A 20984-nucleotide genomic window follows, 5' to 3' on the forward strand; every position below is an offset into this window, starting at 1 on the left:
AATCACATTCATAAGGCGTGTTTCTGTTGCCCGGCCCAGGGCGCCAGCATAAAGCTGAATGCCAGGCCGAGGCTGACCGACAGGCCGAAATTGCTCACTGCCGGGGTACTGGAGACGGCCAGCAGGCCGAACGATAACCAAGTGGTCAGCGCGGCCAGTAAGGTTCCCAGCAGGCTCACGGCAGCACCGCCGATCTGCTCGCGCATCAGGATCGCATAATCGACGCTGATGGCCGTGACCAGCAGCAGGCCGAACAGGCTGAACAGGGTCAGCGGCTGGCCCAGCCAACCGAGGCTGGCCAGGCTGCACAGCGCCGCCAGCAACGGCAGCGCGACGATGCGCAACGCGCCGATGAAGCCGAAGGGCAGCATCAACAGCACCACGATCAGCACACAGGACAGCAACTTCAACTCGGCGGCGCTGATTTGGGTATCGGCAAACACGCGGTTCAAGTCACCCAGGCGATCCACCAGTTGCACGCCGGGCAAGTCCACGGCCTGCACCCGCAGCAAGGCCGGGTTGTTCAGGCCTTGCAGGCTGACCATCGCCGCCACGCCGCCGTCTACCGGGCCCAGCCACAGCGTACGCCATGGCTCGGCCAGCGGGCCTTTGAGCGCGGCGTCGATGTCTTCGGTGGGCAGCGCCTGCAACTGCGCGACCTCGGCCTGCAACGCGGCGGCGGGCACGCCGAGGTCCAGCAGCGGCTGCCAATGCTGCGCGAGTGTATCCAGCGCCGCGCGCAGTTGCTGCTGCTCGGCAGGCAGGTTGACCAGTTGATTCAGCGCCAGGTAACCCTGGAGCTTGTCCATGTTCACCAGTTGATCCAGGCGCTGGCCCAGCGCCGCTTGGCGTTCGAGTAACTGCTGCTGAGTCTCGGCGCGCACCAGGAAGAACTGGCTGGTGGGCTGGAACCCGGTGATGCGCGCCACGGCCTGGGCCTCCTGCAGCAATTGCGGCGGTGCGCCGATCCACTGGCGGATATCGTTTTTAGTGTTCAACTGCCACAGGCCACCGGCGCAGAACAACAGCACCCACACCAGCAACACCGAGCCTGGTACGCGCTTGATCAATGCAACCCGCCATTGCCACAAGCGTTCGGCGATGCGCAGCGGCCATTGTGCCGGGCGCAGTTCCACACCGCTGAGCAGCGCGGGCAGCAGGCACACGGCCGAGAGATAAGCACCGACCAAGCCGGCTGCGGAGAACACCGCGATTTGTGTCAGCGCCGGGAACGGCGTCCAGGCCAGGGCCAGGTAGCCGATGCAACTGGTGGCCAGGCTCAGGCTCAGCCCTGGCAGGGTCAGGCGCAATGCCGGCCAACTGCGCCAGGGTTGCAGGCTCCAGCTTTTGGACAGGTAGTGCAGCGGGTAATCCACCGCCACGCCGATCAAGCTCGAGCCCAGCACCAGGGTCATCACATGCATATGGCCGAACAGCGCCACACAGGCCACGGCGCCAAACAGCATGCCGACCACGACCGGCACGAACGCCAGCAGCACCCGCCAGCGCCGGAACGCCAGCAGCAGCAACAGCAGGATGCCCACGGTTGCGCCGCCGCCGACCCAGGTGATTTCCCGCGTGGCTTGCTGTTGCCCATTGGCCGCATAGAGCAAGCCGCTGGCGGCGAGCAGTTGCACACCTTGCTCGCCTGCCTCGGCGCGGCTGGCCTGGAGCAGATCGGCCACTTGCAGCGGCAGTTTCATATCGAACGCATTGCCGGTGGTGCGCGCCCGCAACAGCACCCAACTTTTGCCGTCGGCATCGGCGATCAGCGCGCCGCTGCCGATATCCAGCTGTACCGCCCCGTGTTGTGGCTGGCTGTTCTGGATGCGCCCGGTCAGGCCCAGCCAGTCGTCCTGGCTCGGCACCAGGCTGAAGCCGGTGAAGGGGTCGAACAGCGACTGCACACGCTGCTGGATGAAGGCCTCAGGCTGTTCGATCAGTTGCTCGCGGTCCTTGGCCGCCAGCATCGCCAGGCGGCCGCGCAGCAGCTGTTCGCGCAGCGCCGGCAAGTCGGCTTGCAGGTTCCATTGCACCTTTTCAAACAGGCCGCTGGCTTGCCAGCGCTCGGCCAGTTGCTGCGCCACGGCCAGCGCTCGTTGGCGGTCGGCGTGCCCCACCAGCACCAGCATCTCGCGGTTCAGCGGCTCCTGCATGCGCTGCTCGGCTTTGAGTTCCAGGGCGTCCGGCGTACTGCCGGGCACCAGCTCCATCAAGTTGGCCGACAGCGGCGCACCCGCGCGCCACTGCCAGCCGGCCAGGGCCAATACGGCCACCAGCAGGATCAGGAACAGGCGCGGCAGCAGGCGCTCACTGGGCAAAGTCATGTTGCTCGGCAATGCTCAAAGGTTGGTCGGCGCTGCTGTCCTGCATGCGCAGCAGGGTGCTGTCGCCCTGGGTTTCCAGCAGCTCAATGGTATTGACTAGCTCGCCGCCGTCGATATTGATCTGGGTGAACACCTGCTTGAGCAGCAGCGAACGCGGGATCAGCGTCAGCTTCCATTGCTGGGCTTGCCCTTGCAGTTGCAGTTCGAAGTCACGCTGCAAGCCGCTGCTGTCGCCCTGCAGCACCGCGAGGAACAGGCGATTCTGCTCGGCGCCGGCGCTCTTGTTGGGCAGCAATTGCCAGCCGTTGGCGTCACGCCGGGCGATGCCCTGGGCGCTGATGCGGTAGTCCTGTTGCAGCGGGGTCTTCAACAGCCACAGCAAGCCGTGGTCCTTGGCGAGCACGAAGGTGCCTTTGCTGACCAGCGGCTGGGGCAGGGCGCGCAGGTGTTTTTCCTGGATGAAGTTGCCGTGGATCACGCGGGGTTTGGCCAGTTGATCGCTGAGCTGTTGCAGGTCGAAGGCGTGGGCGCTGAAACTCAGCAACGCGGCGGCCACTGTAGGAGCGAGCTTGCTCGCGAAAAACCTGAGGGCTCTGCGCAGTGTCAGGCGGATCGCGTTATCGTTGACGTCCATCGGGGGCAAGCCCCCTCCCACATGGGATCTCATTTCAGGGCCCTTTCGACAGCGTCGGTGAATATTTTGGGGGAAGCGAGTTGCATCTCGCGGCTGGCGATCTCTACCGCCACTTGCACGGTGCTGGCGCGGGTCAGGCGTTCGCCGCTGGCGAGGTCGGTGATCAGGTAATTGATCTTCAAGCGGTTCTCCCACTCCACCAGGCTGGCGCGCACGTTGAGGGTTTGGCCGAAGGTCGCGCCGCGCACATAGCGCAGCTGCATGTCGATGATCGGCCAGGCGTAGCCGGCTTCGAGCATCGCGGTGTAGTTGTGGCCGATCTTGTCCAGCAGCGCGCAGCGCGCCACTTCCAGATATTTCACGTAATGCCCGTGCCACACCACGTTCATCGAGTCGATATCGAAAAACGGCACGAGGATTTCAGTGTCGCTGTGCAATACGCCGGGGCTACGCATGCAGCCTCCAGTGTTGCGCGGCAATACGTTGCAGGCACAGGCGCAGTTCGCCTTCCAGGGCGCGGTCTTCAATGACCGGCGGGAAATCCTTGGCCAGTGCTTCATGCATCGCCGCCAGCGCCGGCGGCAACGGCCGGGCATCGTCGGCCTGGGCGCGCAGCCATACTCCTTGGTTGGCGGCGAGCAAGGTGGCGGCGGCAACCTGCTCGGTCAACTCCAGTACGCGGATCGCATCGCGGGCGGCGATGGTGCCCATGCTCACTTTGTCCTGGTTATGGCACTCGGTAGAGCGCGAAAACACGCTGGCCGGCATGGTGTTTTTCAGCGCTTCGGCGGTCCAGGCGCTGGTGCCGATCTGCACGGCCTTGAAGCCATGGTTGATCATCGCGCGGTCGGCCGGCGCGCCCGACAGGTTGCTCGGCAGGCCGTGGTTGTAACGCACGTCCACCAGCAGCGCCAGTTGCCGGTCGAGCAGGTCGGCGACGTTAGCCACCAGGGTTTTGAGGCTGTCCATGGCAAAGGCGATGTGCCCGCCGTAGAAGTGCCCGCCGTGCAGCACGCGTTCGGCTTCGGCATCGATGATCGGGTTGTCATTGGCGCTGTTCAGCTCGATTTCGATAAACGAGCGCAACCAATTCAGGCTGTCGGCCAGCACGCCGAGCACATGGGGCGCGCAGCGCAGCGAATAGCGATCCTGCAGGCGATGCAGCGGTGCGGTCGGTGCATCGATAGCCAGGTCCTGGCGCAGCCAGGCGGCGACTTGCATCTGCCCGGGGTGGGGCTTGGCGGCGAACAGGCGTTCGTCGAAGTGTTCCGGGTTGCCTTGCAGCGCCACCACATTGAGCGCGGTGATGCGCGTGGCCAGGTGCAGCAGGTAGTCGGCGCGGGCGAAGGCCAGGCAGGCAATACCCGTCATCACCGCAGTGCCGTTCATCAATGCCAGGGCTTCCTTGGGCCGCAGTACCAGCGGCGCCCAGCCCAGTTCGCGGTGCACGTCGGCGGCTTGGCGACGTTCGCCACGAAACAGCACTTCACGCTCGCCGGACAAGGTCGCCGCCACATACGACAGCGGCGTCAAGTCGCCGCTGGCGCCCACCGAGCCTTCTTCTGGAATCAGCGGCAGCACATCGTGTTCGAGGAAACCCTGCAGGCGCTCCAGCAGTTCCACGCGCACGCCCGACACGCCATGGCACAGCGACTGCAAGCGCGCCGCCAGCACGGCGCGGGTGGCTTGGGCGTCGAGCAATTTGCCCAGGCCGCAACCGTGGAAGGTGTAGAGATGACGCGGCAGCGCTTCGACATGGTGCAACGGCACCGCGACCACGCACGAGTCGCCGTAACCGGTGGTCACGCCGTAGATCACGCCTTCCTTGTCCAGCAGCGAGTCAAGAAACTGCGCGCCCTTGGCGATGCGCTGGCGATACGCGGCATCGTTCTGCAAGCGGGTAGGCACCTGACGGTTGGTCAGGGCCAGTACGTCTTCGATGCGCAAGGGGCGTTCGCCAAAGGTGATCGGCTCAAGAGGCGTCGTCATCGGTCTTCCAGAAAGGGTAAAAGTTGAACCACTGTTGGGGCGCCTGCAGGCAGAACTCACCCAGGCGTGCGGCGTAGCGGGCGGTCCACAGGGCGATGACCTGCTCGCGGGTGCTGCGCTTCCATTCGATCGATTGGGCGAAGGGCTCGATGGTCAGGCGATAGCGGCCCTGGTGCTTGAGGCACATCAGCAGGTTGACCGGGCATTTGAGCAGGCCAGCCAGCAGCCACGGGCCTTGGGGGAACGCGGCTGCATGCCCGAGGAAGTCCACGCGCACCGTGCGCCCGCTGTGCAGCGGAATGCGGTCGCCGGCAATCGCCAGCCACTCGCCGTCGTCCAGGCGCTGGCTGAGCAGCAGCATGGTGGCCGGGTCCAGCTCGCTGACCTGGATCAGGCGCAAATGGGTCGCGCCCGCTTCGCCCAGCAGGCGATTGAAACGCTCGGCATGCTTGGTGTGCACCAGCACATTCATGGTGACGCGTTCACCGATTTCCGCCAGGGCGCGGCACACTTCCAGGTTGCCCAAGTGCGCGCCCACCAGCATCTGCCCGCGCTCGCCTCGCAATTGGCCGCGTAATTGCGCCGGGTCGTTGATGTCGATCTGTTCCAGGCGCAGCTTGCCGTTCCACACGTCCAGCTTGTCGAGCAGTGAGTCGGCGAAGGCCATGAACTGGGCAAAGACCGTCCTGTGGCTCGGCAGCAGGTCATCACGCCCGCTCCACTGCGCCAGGCGCTGCTGGTAGTGCCAGGCGCTCTGGCGCGCGGTGCGGCCGAACAGGAAAAAGTACAACACAATGCTGTAGAGCAACGGGCTCAACAGGCGGCGACCGAGGACTTTTGCCGCGACCGCCGTGAGTTTCATCAGCCAGAAGCTGCCGCGCTCCTCGCGATCGGCCCAGTGTTTGCCGCTGTCGCTCATGCCTGCCACCGGCGCCACAAAATGGCCGGCGCGCGCACCAGCATGCCGAAGAACAGCCGCGTGTGCATGGCGCTGATGCGCAGGTTGTCGCGGAACAGGCGGAAGTGCGACAGGCCGTCGGCGGGGTAATGCACCAGGGTCGGCAGCCAGCGCATGGGCTGGTTGCGCCAGGCCAGGCGCACGAGGATGTCCGAGTCGAAATCCATGTGTGTGCCAATGTAGGCCGAGTCCATCAGCGCCAGCGTGGGGGCCAGCGGGTACACGCGAAAGCCGCACATTGAGTCGCGAATCTGCAGCGACAGGGTGTTGATCCACACCCACACGTGGGTCAGGTAGCGTGCGTAGAGGCGGCCTTTGGGCACGCTGTCGTCGTATTCGGGGTAGCCGCAGATGACGGCGTCGGGGTGCCGACGGGACGTATCGATAAAGGTCTCGACTTCGCGCAGGTCATGCTGGCCGTCGGCATCCACCTGCAGGGCATGGGTGTAACCCAGTCGCGCGGCTTCGCGAAAGCCCGCCATGACCGCGCCGCCTTTGCCCTCGTTGCGGGGCAGCGTCAGCAGAGTGACGTGTTCCAGCGTCGCCAAGTGGGCCAGCACTGCCGCGCAGGCCGCGCTGCTGCCGTCGTCCACCAGCAGGCAGGGCAGGCCGCTGTCCAGCAGGCTCCGGACCACGGCGGGCACGGCGGCTTCGTGGTTGTAGACCGGGATCAGGGCGCAGGGGTTATGCATGGTGGACCTTCTCAAGGTTGTCGCTCATCTTGTGGCGAGGGAGCTTGCTCCCGCTGGGCTGCGAAGCAGCCCCAATGCAGGCGAACGAATTCATCCTGGCAAATGGCGGTGCCTGAGTCGGGAGTGCTGCGCACTCCAGCGGGAGCAAGCTCCCTCGCCACAAAAGCCTATTCACTTGGCAGGCTCCAGCACTATCCGCCCACTGGAGCAGGCGGCGACGCCATTGCGGTAGGCGAAGTACAACTTGCTGCGTTCGCGGTCAAAGCGCAGGTGCAATTCGATGTGATCGCCGGGGCGCACCAGTTGCTGGAACTTGAGCACTTCCATACCGGCGAACGTCGTCGGCAGGTCGAGCAATTGCTGGCCCAGGTTGAAGGCCCATTCCACCTGCACCACCCCCGGCAGCACCGGCGTCACCGGGAAATGCCCGCTGAAATAGGCCAGGTCCGGCGGAACGCTCAGTTGCAACGTCCATTCGCCGTCGGTTTCCACCTGCGCCAGCACCTCCGGCGCCTTGGGGCGCGGCGCCAGCAACAGCGCTTCGGTATCGGCCTGGGGCAGCTTGCCCTGGCTGTTGAGCGGCAATTGGCGCAGTAAACGCCAGCGGCGCGGCAAGGCCAGGGCTTCGCAATGCTGGCTCAGGTGTTCGCGCAGGGTTTGGGTCACCGTGCGCCGGCCCTGGTTGCGCAGGGCATGCAGGCCCTCGGCACTCAGCATCACCAGGGCGCCGAGTGAGGCGCGATTTTCCTGCACCACGCCCAGGCGGGTGTCGGCAACCCATGGATGGTGCATCAAGGCCTGTTCGAGCATCGGCAAGGCGATGCGTTTTTCTTCCAGCTTGACGATGCGGTCCAGGCGCCCGAGCAGCTCGAAACGGCCATCGGCATGGATGCGCGCGGCGTCGGCGGTCTGTTCGATATGCCCCTCGGGCAAGTAAGGCGAGGCAATGCGCAGGGCACCGTCGGCATCCTGGCTCAGCTGTACATCGGTAAACGGCTGCCAGGGCTGGGCACCCTGGCGCCAGGCGATACCGCCGGTCTCCGAGCTGCCGAGGATTTCCGTGGGCCATTGCTGCAAGCGGTCGTAGAGGCTGGCGGCGGCCTCGACAGGCAAGGCACCGCCGGAGGAAAACACTCGTGAGACGTGGCTCAGTGCCGGCCAGTCGAGGTTATCGCCCATGCGCTTGAGCAGCGCCGGGCTGGCCACCCAGGCGAAGTGCGGATGCTCGCGACTGGCACGCTGCAGGTCCTCGGGGAATGCCAGTTGCCTGCGCACAAACGTGCGCCCGGCGCACAGCGGCCACAGCACGCGAAACAGCAAGCCGTAGATATGTTGGGTGGCGACGCTGCCGATGATGCAGGCGTCTTTCAGGTCGGCGCCCCACAGCGCTTCCAGCGCCTGGACCTCATTGGCCAGCTGGCGCAGGGACTTGTCGATGCGTTTGGGTTCACCGCTGGAGCCGGAGGTGCACAGGCTCAGTTGGCAGCTATCCAGGTCGAGTGCGGCTGGGCTCAGTGGCGTGTGATACAGCGCTTGCAGGTCCGACGCCTGCGTCAGCCAGGCGTCGACGGCGGCGGCCCAGCGTTGACGGGTCTGGGGTTGCAGGTCAGCCGGCAGCAGCACGCTGACCCCGGCACGCCAGGCGCCGAGCAGGGCAATCGCCAGCACGCCCGCGTCTTCCAGGTGCACCGCCAGGCGCTGTATGCCACGCGCTTGCAGGCCTGCCGCCAGGCGCAGGGATTGTTCCACCAGTTGAGCATGATTCAGCGCAGGCTCAATAGCGACCTGGCGGTGTTCCTGCGGCTCGAGCAGCAGATGCTCAAGTTTCAAACCTTTCATACGCGGCCTCGAACCCTTTGTCGTACCAGCCATTCCACGGCAAACAACAGCCCCATCAGCCCGTAGGCGATCAAACCGTTGTACAACGTCCACCAGCTCAGCGGCGCCCACAGGGTGAGGGCGGCGGCGAGCAGGCCATTACCCAGGAAAAACACACTCCACACAACGGTGACCCGGCGCGTATACACAATTGCATGCGGCGGCAACTGCGGGTCGCTCATGCGCGCCAGGCGCTCGACCATCGGCGGCCCGTATTTAAGGCTCAGGCCGAACAGTGCCAGCATGAACGCACTGACCAGGCTGGGGTACCAGCGCAGCCACTGCGGGTTATCGAACCAGGCCAGCGCCAGGCAAAACACAATCACCACCACCGCCATCCAGCGACTGCCGGGGCGTCGTGCAGCGGTGAGCGCGCGCAGCAGCCACAGGCTGCCCAGCAGCAGGCCGAATTGCCAGGGCGCAAAATGTTCGGTGCCGTAATACACCGCAAAGGGGTACAGCAGCCCCGCCAGCAACAGGCCAAGGCCGATCAGCCGGCTCATGCGGCGGGCTGGACCAGACGGTACACCGCCTCAACCACGTCATTCACAGTGCGCACCGCCTTGAACTCTTCGGCGGCGATCTTCTTGCCGGTCTGGCGCTTGATATGGTCGATCAGGTCCACCGCATCGATGCTGTCGATTTCCAGGTCCTGGTACAGGTTGGCATCGAGGGTGACGCGTTCAGGTTCCAGTTCAAACAGTTCCACCAAGGCGTCGCGCAGGGTGTTGAAAATATCGTCACGAGTTTGCATGGTCCGGTCTCAAGCTGCCTGTCTGGCCGTGACGAATGCCGCAAGGCTGGCCACGTTGGTGAAGTGATTGCGCGTGTCCTTGGCGTCGGCGTCGATCTTGATGCCGTACGTTTTCTGGATGGCCAGGCCCAGTTCCAGGGCGTCGACCGAATCCAGGCCCAGGCCTTCGCCGAACAGCGTCTGCTCGCTGCCGATGTCGTCGGCACTGATGTCCTCCAGGCCCAGGGCCTCGATGATCAGCGTCTTTATGTCGTGCTCAAGGCTAAGGCGGTGTTGGTCGCTCATCTTCGGCGAGCTCCTTAATGAAATAGTGATGCAGGTAATCGTTGAGCTTGCGTGACGCCTGGGGCGCGGGGCCAAGTGCGGCGAACGCCTGTGGTTCTATATCGGCACCCACGCGCAAACTGAAGTGGAATCGGCATCTGGGAATGCGATACCAGGGCTCGGCCTTGGTCAGGGTGGTGGGGCTGACCTTGATCACCACCGGGGTGATGATTGTCGCACCGCGCAGCGCAATGGCCGCGCCGCCGCGATGAAAGGCAGGTGGCGCGCCGGGTGTGGTGCGGGTGCCTTCGGGAAAGATGATCAGGGTCTGGCCTGCGCGCAGGGCGTCGGCCGCCGCGTCCAGCATGTCGGCGCTGCCGTCGTTGCTGATGTAGCCGGCGTCGCGCACCGGGCCCCGGGTAAACGGGTTCTGAAACAGGCTCTGCTTGACCACGCAATTGGTCTGGCGCATCAGGCCGATCAGGAACACGACGTCAATCAGCGACGGGTGGTTGGCGACGATCATCTGGCCGGGGCGGCCGAGTTTGTCCGCACCCTCGACGCTGTAGGTGAGGATGCCCAGAAACTTCATCATCCGGATAAAAAACCAGAACAGGCAACTGATGGTGTGGCGCGCGCGTCGTTGATGCTGCCTGGCGTCGCCCGGCAGGCAACTGAGCAGCGGGAATACCAGCAGGCGCAGGCACAGCCCGCCGACACCGAACATAAAGAAGCTGGTGGCCGTGGCGAGCAGGCGCCAGTAATAGGCCTGCCGTGGTTTGTCGGTCAGGATTTGCGTCGCCAGTTCCATACTCGGTTCTTCCAGGCATGTTGGCAGGCGCCCTGTTCGGTCAGCAGGGTGCGCAGCAGGTTCAGGGCGTGGGGCCACTGGGTTTGAGTGAGTTGGACAGCGCTGCTGTTTAGTTCCAGTTGCCACTCGTCGCCGGGCGTGAGCAAAAGACCGAGCGCGTAGGGGAAGGGCACGTCGGCGATCCAACTGGCATACGCCTCGGGCGGTTGCTCTTCGGTAATCACCAGCAATACCGCCGGGGCGCCTTCGTTGAGCAACGCGGCGGCTTCGAGCAGGCCGTGTTCGAGGCCATCGCCAGCGGCGGCGAGGGCGGTCATTTCGCTGGTTTCATTGCGCAGGATCGACCACAGGCCAATCACCGCATTGTGTACCGACAGGCTGAACTGGGTCGGCGACAGCGGCTGCTCGTTGGCCAGGTCGCTGAGGATGTCGAGGGTGCGCGGGGTCTCGCCGTGGCGCGAGACAAACACCAGGGGCAGCGCTTCATGGCCTTCGGCCAGCGGCCAGCCCACACTGAACGCCATGCGCGCCAGGCGGCTTAAGCGTCGGCGTTGCATGGCTGGCAAAAATGACACATCCGGGGAGGCATCGCTGGCGGGCAGCAACACCGGGTCCCGGCACCATGCCTGCCAGTCGTCCGCACGCTCCAGGCCAGGGGCCCAGGCGCGCCATTGGGCGATGTTGAAGTTGATCACTGAGAAGTTATCCCGCCCCTGCGGGCTTCCATGTGCGGCCAATGGCCCCGGATTCCGGGACAGAGGGCAATGGCCGAATGGCGCGCATTATCCCGGTGCCGTGGGCTTCTAGCAAATATTGGTAAAAATTTGTTCACGACGGATCACAAATAAATTGGACGAATTCACAAATTGTGCGCGATAGAGGGCCGAACTGGATTGTCGGAGCGTTCCCATTCATTCGTGGGCCAGACACAGGGTATGGATGAACGAGGTAGCTAACCGGCGCTTTTGCGCTCTACACTCGGTCATTCATTGATACACGGAGGTTTTCCCATGCGGCGCGTGGTGTTCAATCAGAAAGGCGGCGTGGGCAAGTCCAGCATCGCCTGCAACCTGGCGGCGGTCAGCGCCAGCGAAGGTTATCGAACCCTGTTGGTGGACCTCGATGCACAGGCCAACTCCACCCAGTATCTTACGGGGCTGACCGGCGACGATATCCCCATGGGAATCGCCGACTTTTTCAAGCAAACCCTGTCTTCCGGGCCGTTTTCGAAGAAAAACAAGGTGGATATCTACGAAACGCCGTTCGACAACCTGCACGTCATCACCGCCACTCCGGAACTGGCAGACCTGCAGCCCAAGCTCGAGGCCAAGCACAAGATCAACAAGCTGCGAAAGCTGTTGGATGAGTTGAGCGAGGATTACGACCGTATTTACCTGGATACGCCACCGGCGTTGAATTTCTATGCGGTGTCGGCGCTGATTGCCGCTGATCGTGTGCTGATTCCCTTTGATTGCGACAGCTTCTCGCGCCAGGCCCTGTATGGCCTGTTGGCTGAAATCGAAGAATTGAAGGAAGACCACAACGAAGGCCTGGAAGTCGAAGGCATTGTGGTCAACCAGTTCCAGGCCCGGGCGAGCCTGCCGCAGCAGATCCTCGATGAAATGATTGCCGAAGGGCTGCCGGTGCTGCCGGTGTACCTGGTCAGTTCGGTGCGCATGCGCGAGTCGCATCAGGAGAGCAAGCCGCTGATTCATCTGGACCCACGGCATAAGCTGACGCTGCAGTTTGTGGAACTGCATAACCTGTTGGAAAGCGCCTGACCTTACGGCTACACAGACCCAATGTGGGAGGGGGCTTGCTCCCGATGGCGGAGTGTCAGGCACTTAAGTGTCACTGACCCACCGCTATCGGGAGCAAGCCCCCTCCCACATTTTGGATAGCGATCGAGCAGGGGATTTGGATTTTTCCCACATGGTCTGTAGGAAGGGTCTGGCGCAAGGGGTTGGGCCTTGTAACCTTGCCTACAGCTACGCCAGAATCCGCCGGCTTGTGCGTCTGGATGGGCGTCTCTAAGGTTTGCCGGTCGCTGAATGTTCAGTGATCGGGTTTAGTAGCCCTAACGACCAAAGCATTTGTACCGCTCCAACAGCATGGCGTTTACCGCCTATCTGATGGTGGCTGTATGCAGGGCACCTTCGGGTGCGCCGGTCTTTGCTTTGTTCCCCGGTCTACTAACCTGCGTACAGCTGCCACCCTTCGTTTAGTAGCGGAGCGGTAGCGGCCCTATCAGGGAACAAATGCATGTCTATCAGTCTTTTCAATGTGGTACCCAACCTATCCACCGAAACCCTCGTGCTCAACAGCTACGAAACCTTCGCCTCAGTCCGCACCTTATTACTCAACCTGTCCAACGACCTCACCGGCGAACACCGCGACGTGGCCCTGGCTATCCATCAATTGAGTGAGCTTGGCGTCATGCTGGTCAGCCAAATGATGGACCGCCAATCTCCACTGGCCCAAGGCTGAAACGCGGTCAAAATGTGGGAGGGGGCTTGCTCCCGATGGCGGTGTGTCAGGCACTTAAGTGTCACTGACCCACCGCTATCGGGAGCAAGCCCCCTCCCACACTGTCCTGTGGTGCTTTCCTGATCGGGTTACACGCCTTGGCTACGCAACCAACTCATCAATTGCGGCAACGGAAACGCCCCACTCTGGCGCGCCACTTCGCGGCCATTCTTGAACAGAATCAAACTGGGAATCGAGCGAATCCCCAGCTGCGCCGACAACGGCTGGTTGGCCTCGCTGTCCAGCTTGGCCAGCCGGCACTTGCCCTCCAACTGCCCGGCCGCCTGCTCGAACACCGGCGCAAACGACTTGCACGGCCCGCACCAATCCGCCCACACATCCACCAGCAACGGCAGGTCACCCTTGATCTGGCTGGCGTAGTCGCCTCGTTTCAATTCAAAGGGTTTGCTCAACAACACAGGCTGCTTGCAGCGCCCACATTTCGGCACATCGCCCAGGCGTTCGCCGGGGATGCGGTTGAGGCCGTTGCAATGAGGGCAGGGGATTACAAGAGATTCGGACATTGGGGGCTCCAGGGGACTTGCCAATAGGGTGTATCTGGTGCCGGGGCTGAGATTAATCAAGGCTTGCTGCAGAGACTCATTCGCTCACAGTTTTGCCCGCGCCGCGGTGAATCGTCTGGCTAGGCTTTCTGGTGTGCGCCACCGGTCTGTTTGCGGCTATAGCAAATTGCGATAGTTCGAATTCAGGTTTAACCTTCATAGCAAGATGCGATAAGGACGTTGCATGCGAGTCATCAGTGAAAGCAGGATCTGGGAAGCAAAGGGAAAATGGCCGCGCTCGGCAACGGCGTTGGATCAGTGGTATCGCGTGATCAAACGCAACGCCCCCAAGGACTTCGCCGCAATGAAAACCATGTTTCCCGCCACGGACAAGGTAGGTGAATTTCATGTGTTTGATATTGGCGGTAACAAGCTGAGGTTGATTGCATCGGTGCAGTATCGAATGCAGCGCGTTTACATCAAGCACCTGCTTGACCATCGCGATTATGAGAAGGACAAATGGAAGGAAAAAATCAAATGAGCGCACTTATGCGAGTGGCGGCAGAGCACTGGCAATTCGTTTCGCCCGTGCTGCGCAAGCCGGAAACCGAGGCAGAATACGACGCACTGGTATGCGGTTTGGATGAGTTGTTGAGCCTGGTGGGTGAAGACGAGGACAGCCCGCTGATGAGCCTGGTCGACATTCTGAGCGACTGGATCGAAGCTTATGATCGTGAGCATCGCCCAATGCCCGTCGCCAGCGGGGTGGATGTGCTGCGCTACATGATGCGCGAGCACAATCTCACCCAGAGCGACCTTCCAGGGGTCGGCGCGCAATCAGTCGTCTCGGAAATATTGAGCGGGAAACGCCAGCTCAACGTGCGCCAGATTCGTTGGCTGGCCGAGCGTTTCGGGGTGTCTGTGGAGACCTTTATCTAAGAGGTCAAGACGAGCAACTAATCTCCAGATGCTTGCCCCAATCCGGCGGCCGCTGTGCGTACTGTTCCATTCCCGCTTGTTCCTCAAACGGTTTGGTCAGGACTTCATGCAGCCGTCGCACTTCGCTGTAATCGCCTGACTCGGCAGCGGCGATGGCGTTTTGGGCGAGGTAGTTGCGCAGGATGTACAGCGGGTTCACGGCATGCATGCGTTCACGGCGCTGTGTCTCGCTGTCGTCCCCGTCTCGGGCAACACGGGCCTTGTACAGCTCGGCCCAGGCATCGAAACCGGCCAGGTCGACGAAGTCATCGCGTAACCGCGTGACTGCCAAGGCTGCCGACTCATCGCCAAGGCGTCGGAAAAACAGCGTGTAGTCCACGCCGCTGTTCTGCATCAGCTTGAGCAAGCGTTCCACCAGCTGCTGGTCGTCGTCTTCGGCGGTCGTCAGCCCCAACCGGCGACGCATCAGGTCCAGGTAGTGCGCTTGATACAGCGGCAGGTACAGGCCAAGGGCTTCTTTAAGGGCGTCAACGCTGATAAACGGCGTCAGCGCCTGGGCCAGCGCGCTGAGGTTCCACTGCCCGATCGGCACCTGGTTGCTGAAGGAATAACGCCCCTCATGATCGGAATGGTTGCAGATGAAGTGCGCATCGAAATCGTCCAGAAACGCAAACGGCCCGAAGTCGAAGGTGATGCCCAGGATCGACATGTTGTCGGTGTTCATCACGCCATGGCAGAAGCCATAGGCCTGCCATTTGGCGATCATCTCGGCATTGCGTTCGACGACTTCACGGAACATCGCCAGGTAAGGCTCCGGCTGCTCACGGCACTCGGGGAAGTGCAGGTTCAATACGTGTTCAGCCAATTCGGCCTGCTGCTCGGGCTGCTTGGTGTAATAGAAATATTCGAAATGCCCGAAGCGGATATGGCTGGGTGCCAGGCGCAACACCATCGCCCCGCGTTCCTGTTTTTCACGCCATACCGGTGTACTGGAGCCGATCACGCACAAGGCGCGACTGCTGGGGATGCCCAATGCATGGAGGGCTTCGGAGGCGAGGAACTCACGGATCGAGGAGCGCAATACCGCACGCCCGTCGCCCATCCGCGAGTAGGGCGTCATGCCGGCGCCCTTGAGGTGCAGGTCCCAATGTTCGCCGGCCTGGTTATACACCTCGCCCAGCAGCAACCCTCGGCCATCACCCAGTTGCGGGGTGTAGCCGCCGAACTGGTGCCCGGAATAGACCATCGCCCGCGGTTCCGCTTCGGCCCATAGCTTGTGGCCACCAAACAGTTCGGCAAACACGGGCGTTTCGGCCACGGCCGGGTCAAGGTCGAGCAGGGCCATGGCGGCGGTGCTCGCCACCACCAGGCGCGGCTCGTCGAGGGGCTCGGGCAGCACGTGGGTTGAGAACCCATCGCCCAGGCGTGCGAAGCGGTTGTCGAAGGTCAGTTCGTCGAGGGCTTTCACCGGCCATCTCCAGCAGGATGCCCCCAACGTTTTGCTGGGGGTAAATTCGTTAGTCGAGTTTGCTCGGCGGTGGTTCAGGCGCGTCTGCGACCTTTCCGGCGGGCGGCTCGGGAGTGTCCTGCTCGGGCGCGACGATGGTCTTGTGCTCGTCTTCCACCGGAACCAGTTTGTATTCGTGGCCTTGCATGTTTTTCAGGTACACCTCCATCTGCCTGAACGAGATGTTGATGTGCTGTTTCTTGAACTCACGGTTGATAAAGCGGTTGACCTCGTCCAGCACAGGGTTGCGGTCGCCCAGGTCGCGCACATGCATGCGCAGCTCGTGGTCGAGGGTGCTTTCGCCGAAGTTGAGGAAATACACGTGGGGCTCGGGCTCTTTGAGTACCCGTGGGTTTTCCTTGGCGGCCTTGAGTAACAATTCCTTCACCAGGTCCAGGTCGGAGCCGTAGTCCACGCCCAGTTTCAAGGTGACCCGAGTGATGGTGTCGGTCAGCGACCAGTTGATCAGTTGCCCGGTAATGAAGGTCTTGTTCGGGACAATGATGTCCTTGTTGTCGAAATCGGTGATGGTGGTGGCGCGAATGCGGATCTTGCTCACCGTGCCCGACAGGTTGCCGATGGTGATGGTGTCGCCGATGCGCACGGGGCGTTCGAACAGGATCATGATGCCGGAGATGAAGTTGGCGAAGATTTCCTGCATGCCGAAGCCCAGGCCTACCGACAGCGCGGCCACCAACCATTGCAACTTGTCCCAGCTCACGCCCAGGGTGGACAAGGTGGAGACAAAACCTACGCCGGCAATCACATAGGACAGCAATGTTGTGGTGGCATAGGCGCTGCCTTGTGCGAGCTCCAGTTTGGACAGCACCAATACTTCGAGTAGACCGGGCAGGTTGCGTGCCAGGGCGAAGGTGATACCGATAATGATCAGCGCGCCGAGCATGTCGCCGATGCTGATCGGCACCATGCTGATATTCGAGCCTGTGCCGCTGGTGTATTCGTACAGCGTGACGTTATCGAGGTAGGAAAATACCGAGATCAGGTCCGACCAGACCCAGTACAGGGCTGCGATAAAGCCCCCGAGCAAGGCCAGGCGGATCAGGCGCAAGGATTGCTCGTTGACCTTTTCGATGTCCAGGGTCGGCTCTTCCACCACCGCTTCGCCTTCACCGGCTTCCTTGGCGGCCTGGCGTTTGGCCAGGGCGCGCGCATAGGCCAGGCGTCGGGCGGCAACGCTCAGCCAGCGCACGAAGGTGGCTTCGATTACCAGCCAGAACATCAGCAGGTACAGGGTATTGATCAAGCGATCGCTGAGTTTCAGAGCGGTGTAGTAGTAGCCAAAGCACACGGCAATAAACAATGCGACGGGCAGGGCGGTGAAGACCAGCCCGATCGTCTTGCGAAACAGCGAAGCTTTTTCATGGGTGGGGCTGTTCAGCAGCAGGCGACTGAGCAACCACGCCATCAGCGCGTAGCAGGTGAGTACCACGGCGATGCCCAGCACGTCTTCGGCGAGCGCCGCCGGTTGGTGCTCGGCGATGGCCACCACGGCCACCAGGGCCAGTACCACCAGCCCGAGCTTGCGTACCCAACCTTGCAGGAATTCGACCTGGGGTTTTTCCCAGCGAAAATGCAGCTCGGCCACACCGCCGGGCGCCAGGATGCGGTAAGCGGTGTAGAACACCAGCCAGGCTTGGGCGATCTGCAACAAGGCCGAACCCAGGTTGGCGTTTTGCCCGCGGGCGTCGATCTGCAACGCATAGCCGCACAGCGCCAGGCCCAGGGACACCGGCATCGCCAGCAGGATATTGATCAGGATCGCCTGCGGCGTGTGCCACTGGCTGTCGCGCTTGAAGTGACCGATGTCCAGGTGAACTTTGTTGAGGCGCTGATACAGCGCCTTGCGCCGCCACAGCAGCGCGCCGATCAACAGCAGCAGTGGCAGGAACAGCCACGGGCGCTGGGTCAGGCCGTCATACAGTTCGCTGACGCTGGAGGCCCAGGGCAGGGTGGTGACTTGCTTGCTCAAATGCGCCGGTACGGTTTCCAGCCACTCGGTGTCCAGCGGCTTGTTGCTGGGGATCCAGAACATCTGCTCATCGAGCGTGGCGCGCAGGGTGGTGGCGGTGCTCAGCAGTTGTTTCTGGTTCAGTTGCAGGGTGATGGATTCGTTGAGCAGCGCGCTCAATTCACGGCTCAGGCGCTCCAGCAGGTCGCTGCGGGTAATTGCCAGTTCCAGCAGGGTGCGACGCAATTGCGGGGTGACGTCGTCCGGCGGCTGGTTGGCCAGCAGGTTATCCACATACGCGCTGGGCGAGTTGATCAGCTCGCGCTGCTGGTTGACCTCGAACTGGTACAGGCGAATGTTGGCGATGTCGTCGGCCAGGTCACGGTCGACGGTCAGGCGTGGCAGCGCCTGTTTCTGCTTGTAGAGGATCTTGGACAGCAGCAGGCTGCCCTTGAGCACGTTGATCTGCTCGTCCAGCGCCGAATCGCTTTGGGTGACGGTGTCCAGTTGCTGCTTGGTCTGCAGGTTTTTCTGGGTCAGGTCGTTGAGGCGGTCGGTGCTCTTGAGCAAGTAGTCGGAGAGCTTCAGGTTGGCCGCGCTTTCCGTGGCCAGCAGACTGCTGCCGCCGGCTTTCTGCGCTTCGATGGACTGTTGGGTCACCGTCTGCTGGGACTGGGCCAGGCGTTTCTGGTTGATCAGGGTTTGCAGGTCCTGGATTTCCTGCTCCAGGCGCGCGGTTTTTTCCTGGATCAGGTCGTGCTGGCTGTTGCCCAGGTCTTGCAGCTGGCTGTTGCCGGCCAGTTCCTGGCGGCGCAGGGGGATCAGCGCATTGAGGGCGGCGAGTTCGGCGTTGAGCTGGTTGCGCTGGTCGGCGCTGAGGGCTTTGCCGTTGTCTTTGCCGGTCTTGAGGGTCGCATTGATCTGCTGGATGCGCGTCTGGCTGCTGCTGATTTCGGTTTGGGCGCGCTCGGGGCGGGTTTGGGCGGCGATGGTCAGGCTATTGGCGTCGGCCAGTTCTTTTTGCAGATCACCTTGCTGGGTGGTGCGTTGCACCAGCAATTGTTCAAGCTGCGGCACGGGCAGGCTGGCGTAGCGTTGGGCCACCGGAATGATTTTGGTGGCCTTGAGCCGGGTCAGCTCGCGCTGGTTGTCCGTCGTCTGGCGCGGGGCATCTTCCAGCTGGCGCTTCAGGTCTGCCAGGCGCTGCTCGTACTCCTGCTTGTTAGCCAGGAACGTCAGGGTCTGTTGCAGGATGCTCTGCAACGCCTTCATGTCGGCGTCGGGTAGCTTGCGGTCGGGCAGTTTGTCCAGGGTTTGCTGGACAGCGTCGGCGCTGGGTGGGTCGGCCGCGTGAACGGTGCCAACACAAAGAGTCAGGCCCAGCAGGGCAGTGGCGAGAAAAGTGCGCAGGGTTGGCATAGAGACCGGTCGAGCTAGATGAAGAATCGGGGCGTGTGGCCCCGCAGTTTAGAGGAAGAGTCCGGGGCCCGGGCGACTTCCTTCGGGGAATCTGACGCCGACTTTGCCAATCTTGTTCCCGTCCATGACCGCGACGGTCCAGATGGTGTTGTTCCACTCCACCTGGTCGCCCACCACCGGCGCGCCGCCGACTTTCTGGGTGATGAAGCGGCTCAGCGGCATGTCCGGGTCGATACCCTCGAGCTTGAGCCCGTACAAGGCCGATACCGCGCCGAGCTGGGCGTCGCCTTCGAGTACGAAGTCGCCGAAGAAGCGCAGGTCGAGGCCGCGTTGCGGCGCCTGGCTGAACAGTTTGCCCAGGGCCGACAAGTTATGTTCATGGCCGATGACGCAGAGCAAATCATCGACTTCCAGCACCGTACTACCCGACGGGTGGAGCAGTTGCTGGCCACGGAACAGCGCCGCGATCCGCGTGCCCTCGGGCATTTTCAACTCGCGCAGGGCGGCGCCGATGCACCATTTCTCCGCGCCCAGGCGGTAGACGAACAGCTCCCACTCGCTGGTGACGTGCACTTCCAGGGCGGCGCGGGAAATCGGCGCCGGGTCTGGCGGTACGGTGACTTTCAGCAACTTGGCCACCCACGGCAGGCTGGTGCCCTGCACCAGCAGCGACACCAGCACGATAAAGAACGCCAGGTTGAAATACAGCTGGGCATGGGGCAGGCCGGCCATCAGCGGGAACACCGCGAGGATGATCGGCACCGCGCCGCGCAGGCCGACCCAGGCGATAAAGGCTTTTTCCCGGCCGTGGAACGCCTTGAAGGGCAACAGGCCGACCATCACCGACAGCGGCCGTGCAAACAGGATCATCCACAGCGCCAGGCCCAGTGCCGGCAGGGCGATCGGCAGCAAGTCATGGGGCGTGACCAAGAGGCCCAGCACCAGGAACATGCCGATCTGCGCCAGCCAGGCCATGCCGTCGAGCATATGCAGGATGCCATGACGGCTGCGCACCGGACGGTTGCCGATCACCAGGCCGCACAGGTACACGGCGAGAAAGCCGCTGCCGTGCAAGGCATTGGTCAGCGCGAAGACGAACAGGCCGCCGGCGATCACCAGGATCGGGTACAGGCCGGTAGCCAGGTTGATGCGGTTGACCATCTGCAGCATCAGCCAGCCGCCGCCCAGGCCGACCAGGCCGCCGATGCCGAACTCGCGGATCAGATGGGTCAGCAGGCTCCAATGCAGGCCGGTCTGGCCGCTGGCGAGCATGTCGATCAGGGTCACGGTGAGGAACACCGCCATCGGGTCGTTGCTGCCGGATTCGATTTCCAGGCTGGCGGTCACCCGTTCGTTCAAGCCCTTGCCGCCCAGCAGCGAGAACACGGCTGCGGCGTCCGTGGAACCAACAATGGCGCCGATCAGCAAGCCCTGCACGATGTTGAGGTCGAACAGCCAGGCCGCGGCCATGCCAGTGAGGCCGGTGGTGATCAACACGCCCACCGTGGCCAGGGACAACGCAGGCCAGAGTGCCACGCGGAAACTCGCCACCCGCGTGCGCAAACCGCCGTCGAGCAGGATCACGGCCAGCGCCAGGTTGCCCACCAGGTAGGCGGTCGGGTAGTTATCGAAGATGATGCCGCCGCCATCGACGCCGGCGATCATGCCCACGGCCAGGATGATCACCAGGATCGGGATGCCCAGGCGCGACGACAGAGAACTCACCAGAATGCTCGCACTCACCAGCAACGCGCCGATCAAGAACAGGCTGTTGATGGTCGTCGCATTCAAAGGCAGTACTCCAGAGCAGGGAA

General features: G+C 62.7%; 20 protein-coding genes. 4 read left to right on the forward strand and 16 right to left on the reverse strand.

Going from position 1 to position 20984, the window contains the following annotated elements; all coding sequences use genetic code 11:
• Nucleotides 1–8: 8 nt before the first annotated feature.
• From C4J89_RS02215 to C4J89_RS02270, 12 genes are all read right to left on the reverse strand, one after another.
• Nucleotides 9–2327, reverse strand: coding sequence for an MMPL family transporter (locus C4J89_RS02215; protein WP_124413634.1), 2319 nt, complete (start codon nucleotides 2325–2327; stop codon nucleotides 9–11).
• Nucleotides 2311–2961, reverse strand: a complete 651-nt coding sequence (locus tag C4J89_RS02220) for an outer membrane lipoprotein carrier protein LolA (protein ID WP_124413635.1) — start codon at nucleotides 2959–2961, stop codon at nucleotides 2311–2313. The genes C4J89_RS02215 and C4J89_RS02220 overlap by 17 nt, the downstream gene beginning before the upstream one ends.
• Before the next feature lie 29 nt (nucleotides 2962–2990).
• The gene (locus tag C4J89_RS02225) at nucleotides 2991–3416 is read right to left on the reverse strand and encodes a thioesterase family protein (RefSeq protein ID WP_124413636.1); all 426 of its coding nucleotides are present in this window, start codon (nucleotides 3414–3416) and stop codon (nucleotides 2991–2993) included.
• Nucleotides 3409–4950 carry a histidine ammonia-lyase gene (gene hutH, locus C4J89_RS02230; protein ID WP_124413637.1) on the reverse strand — a complete coding sequence of 514 codons (1542 nt, stop codon included), beginning with the start codon at nucleotides 4948–4950 and terminating at the stop codon, nucleotides 3409–3411. Before hutH ends, C4J89_RS02225 begins: the two co-directional genes overlap by 8 nt.
• A complete protein-coding gene (locus C4J89_RS02235; protein ID WP_124413638.1) occupies nucleotides 4934–5869 on the reverse strand; it encodes a glycosyl transferase in 936 nt (311 codons plus the stop codon). Before C4J89_RS02235 ends, hutH begins: the two co-directional genes overlap by 17 nt.
• Complete coding sequence (locus C4J89_RS02240) at nucleotides 5866–6600, reverse strand: glycosyltransferase family 2 protein (protein ID WP_124413639.1); 735 nt, start codon at nucleotides 6598–6600, stop codon at nucleotides 5866–5868. Before C4J89_RS02240 ends, C4J89_RS02235 begins: the two co-directional genes overlap by 4 nt.
• A gap of 171 nt (nucleotides 6601–6771) precedes the next feature.
• A complete protein-coding gene (locus C4J89_RS02245) occupies nucleotides 6772–8439 on the reverse strand; it encodes an acyl-CoA synthetase family protein (RefSeq protein WP_124413640.1) in 1668 nt (555 codons plus the stop codon).
• A complete protein-coding gene (locus C4J89_RS02250) occupies nucleotides 8436–8981 on the reverse strand; it encodes a hypothetical protein (RefSeq protein ID WP_124365556.1) in 546 nt (181 codons plus the stop codon). Before C4J89_RS02250 ends, C4J89_RS02245 begins: the two co-directional genes overlap by 4 nt.
• Entirely contained in the window at nucleotides 8978–9232 is a 255-nt protein-coding gene (locus tag C4J89_RS02255) for an acyl carrier protein (RefSeq protein ID WP_003209389.1), read from the reverse strand. Before C4J89_RS02255 ends, C4J89_RS02250 begins: the two co-directional genes overlap by 4 nt.
• A gap of 9 nt (nucleotides 9233–9241) precedes the next feature.
• Nucleotides 9242–9517 carry a phosphopantetheine-binding protein gene (locus C4J89_RS02260; protein WP_124360945.1) on the reverse strand — a complete coding sequence of 92 codons (276 nt, stop codon included), beginning with the start codon at nucleotides 9515–9517 and terminating at the stop codon, nucleotides 9242–9244.
• A complete protein-coding gene (locus tag C4J89_RS02265; RefSeq protein ID WP_124413641.1) occupies nucleotides 9495–10307 on the reverse strand; it encodes a 1-acyl-sn-glycerol-3-phosphate acyltransferase in 813 nt (270 codons plus the stop codon). The genes C4J89_RS02260 and C4J89_RS02265 overlap by 23 nt, the downstream gene beginning before the upstream one ends.
• Complete coding sequence (locus tag C4J89_RS02270) at nucleotides 10283–11002, reverse strand: beta-ketoacyl synthase chain length factor (RefSeq protein ID WP_124413642.1); 720 nt, start codon at nucleotides 11000–11002, stop codon at nucleotides 10283–10285. The genes C4J89_RS02265 and C4J89_RS02270 overlap by 25 nt, the downstream gene beginning before the upstream one ends.
• Nucleotides 11003–11317: 315 nt before the next feature.
• On the opposite strand from C4J89_RS02270, the gene C4J89_RS02275 reads away from it, so the two are divergent.
• Together C4J89_RS02275 and C4J89_RS02280 are read left to right on the forward strand one after the other, a co-directional pair.
• On the forward strand, nucleotides 11318–12088 hold the full coding sequence (locus tag C4J89_RS02275; protein ID WP_124360948.1) for a ParA family protein: 771 nt from the start codon (nucleotides 11318–11320) through the stop codon (nucleotides 12086–12088).
• Between the two features lie 481 nt (nucleotides 12089–12569).
• The gene (locus C4J89_RS02280; RefSeq protein ID WP_124413643.1) at nucleotides 12570–12794 is read left to right on the forward strand and encodes a DUF6124 family protein; all 225 of its coding nucleotides are present in this window, start codon (nucleotides 12570–12572) and stop codon (nucleotides 12792–12794) included.
• Nucleotides 12795–12922: 128 nt separating this feature from the next.
• Here C4J89_RS02280 and trxC read toward each other — a convergent pair whose 3' ends face one another.
• On the reverse strand, nucleotides 12923–13357 hold the full coding sequence (gene trxC / locus C4J89_RS02285; RefSeq protein WP_124413644.1) for a thioredoxin TrxC: 435 nt from the start codon (nucleotides 13355–13357) through the stop codon (nucleotides 12923–12925).
• Nucleotides 13358–13580: 223 nt separating this feature from the next.
• Between trxC and C4J89_RS02290 the strand changes: the two genes are divergently transcribed.
• The gene (locus C4J89_RS02290) at nucleotides 13581–13877 is read left to right on the forward strand and encodes a type II toxin-antitoxin system HigB family toxin (protein WP_124413645.1); all 297 of its coding nucleotides are present in this window, start codon (nucleotides 13581–13583) and stop codon (nucleotides 13875–13877) included.
• Nucleotides 13874–14275 carry a type II toxin-antitoxin system HigA family antitoxin gene (locus tag C4J89_RS02295; RefSeq protein ID WP_124413646.1) on the forward strand — a complete coding sequence of 134 codons (402 nt, stop codon included), beginning with the start codon at nucleotides 13874–13876 and terminating at the stop codon, nucleotides 14273–14275. Before C4J89_RS02290 ends, C4J89_RS02295 begins: the two co-directional genes overlap by 4 nt.
• A 4-nt stretch (nucleotides 14276–14279) precedes the next feature.
• Here the strand turns inward: C4J89_RS02295 and selO are convergent, their stop codons facing one another.
• From selO to C4J89_RS02310, 3 genes are read right to left on the reverse strand one after another with little or no spacing between them, the layout of a single operon-like run.
• The gene (gene selO, locus C4J89_RS02300) at nucleotides 14280–15743 is read right to left on the reverse strand and encodes a protein adenylyltransferase SelO (protein WP_124413647.1); all 1464 of its coding nucleotides are present in this window, start codon (nucleotides 15741–15743) and stop codon (nucleotides 14280–14282) included.
• Nucleotides 15744–15792: 49 nt separating this feature from the next.
• On the reverse strand, nucleotides 15793–19170 hold the full coding sequence (gene mscK / locus C4J89_RS02305; protein ID WP_124413648.1) for a mechanosensitive channel MscK: 3378 nt from the start codon (nucleotides 19168–19170) through the stop codon (nucleotides 15793–15795).
• Between the two features lie 48 nt (nucleotides 19171–19218).
• Nucleotides 19219–20961, reverse strand: coding sequence for a potassium/proton antiporter (locus tag C4J89_RS02310; protein ID WP_124360955.1), 1743 nt, complete (start codon nucleotides 20959–20961; stop codon nucleotides 19219–19221).
• Between the last annotated feature and the right edge of the window lie 23 nt (nucleotides 20962–20984).

The organism is Pseudomonas sp. R4-35-07 (assembly GCF_003852235.1).
Classification (GTDB): Bacteria; Pseudomonadota; Gammaproteobacteria; order Pseudomonadales; family Pseudomonadaceae; genus Aquipseudomonas.

Bases quoted from the DNA above. Each gene is read 5' to 3' on its own strand.
- C4J89_RS02220 (WP_124413635.1), bottom strand. From the start codon at position 2,961: ATGGACGTCAACGATAACGCGATCCGCCTGACACTGCGCAGAGCCCTC.
- C4J89_RS02265 (WP_124413641.1), bottom strand. From the start codon at position 10,307: ATGGAACTGGCGACGCAAATCCTGACCGACAAACCACGGCAGGCCTAT.
- C4J89_RS02260 (WP_124360945.1), bottom strand. From the start codon at position 9,517: ATGAGCGACCAACACCGCCTTAGCCTTGAGCACGACATAAAGACGCTG.
- C4J89_RS02280 (WP_124413643.1), top strand. From the start codon at position 12,570: ATGTCTATCAGTCTTTTCAATGTGGTACCCAACCTATCCACCGAAACC.
- hutH (WP_124413637.1), bottom strand. From the start codon at position 4,950: ATGACGACGCCTCTTGAGCCGATCACCTTTGGCGAACGCCCCTTGCGC.
- trxC (WP_124413644.1), bottom strand. From the start codon at position 13,357: ATGTCCGAATCTCTTGTAATCCCCTGCCCTCATTGCAACGGCCTCAAC.
- C4J89_RS02215 (WP_124413634.1), bottom strand. From the start codon at position 2,327: ATGACTTTGCCCAGTGAGCGCCTGCTGCCGCGCCTGTTCCTGATCCTG.
- C4J89_RS02225 (WP_124413636.1), bottom strand. From the start codon at position 3,416: ATGCGTAGCCCCGGCGTATTGCACAGCGACACTGAAATCCTCGTGCCG.
- C4J89_RS02245 (WP_124413640.1), bottom strand. From the start codon at position 8,439: ATGAAAGGTTTGAAACTTGAGCATCTGCTGCTCGAGCCGCAGGAACAC.
- C4J89_RS02295 (WP_124413646.1), top strand. From the start codon at position 13,874: ATGAGCGCACTTATGCGAGTGGCGGCAGAGCACTGGCAATTCGTTTCG.
- mscK (WP_124413648.1), bottom strand. From the start codon at position 19,170: ATGCCAACCCTGCGCACTTTTCTCGCCACTGCCCTGCTGGGCCTGACT.
- C4J89_RS02255 (WP_003209389.1), bottom strand. From the start codon at position 9,232: ATGCAAACTCGTGACGATATTTTCAACACCCTGCGCGACGCCTTGGTG.
- C4J89_RS02275 (WP_124360948.1), top strand. From the start codon at position 11,318: ATGCGGCGCGTGGTGTTCAATCAGAAAGGCGGCGTGGGCAAGTCCAGC.
- C4J89_RS02290 (WP_124413645.1), top strand. From the start codon at position 13,581: ATGCGAGTCATCAGTGAAAGCAGGATCTGGGAAGCAAAGGGAAAATGG.
- C4J89_RS02240 (WP_124413639.1), bottom strand. From the start codon at position 6,600: ATGCATAACCCCTGCGCCCTGATCCCGGTCTACAACCACGAAGCCGCC.
- C4J89_RS02235 (WP_124413638.1), bottom strand. From the start codon at position 5,869: ATGAGCGACAGCGGCAAACACTGGGCCGATCGCGAGGAGCGCGGCAGC.
- C4J89_RS02250 (WP_124365556.1), bottom strand. From the start codon at position 8,981: ATGAGCCGGCTGATCGGCCTTGGCCTGTTGCTGGCGGGGCTGCTGTAC.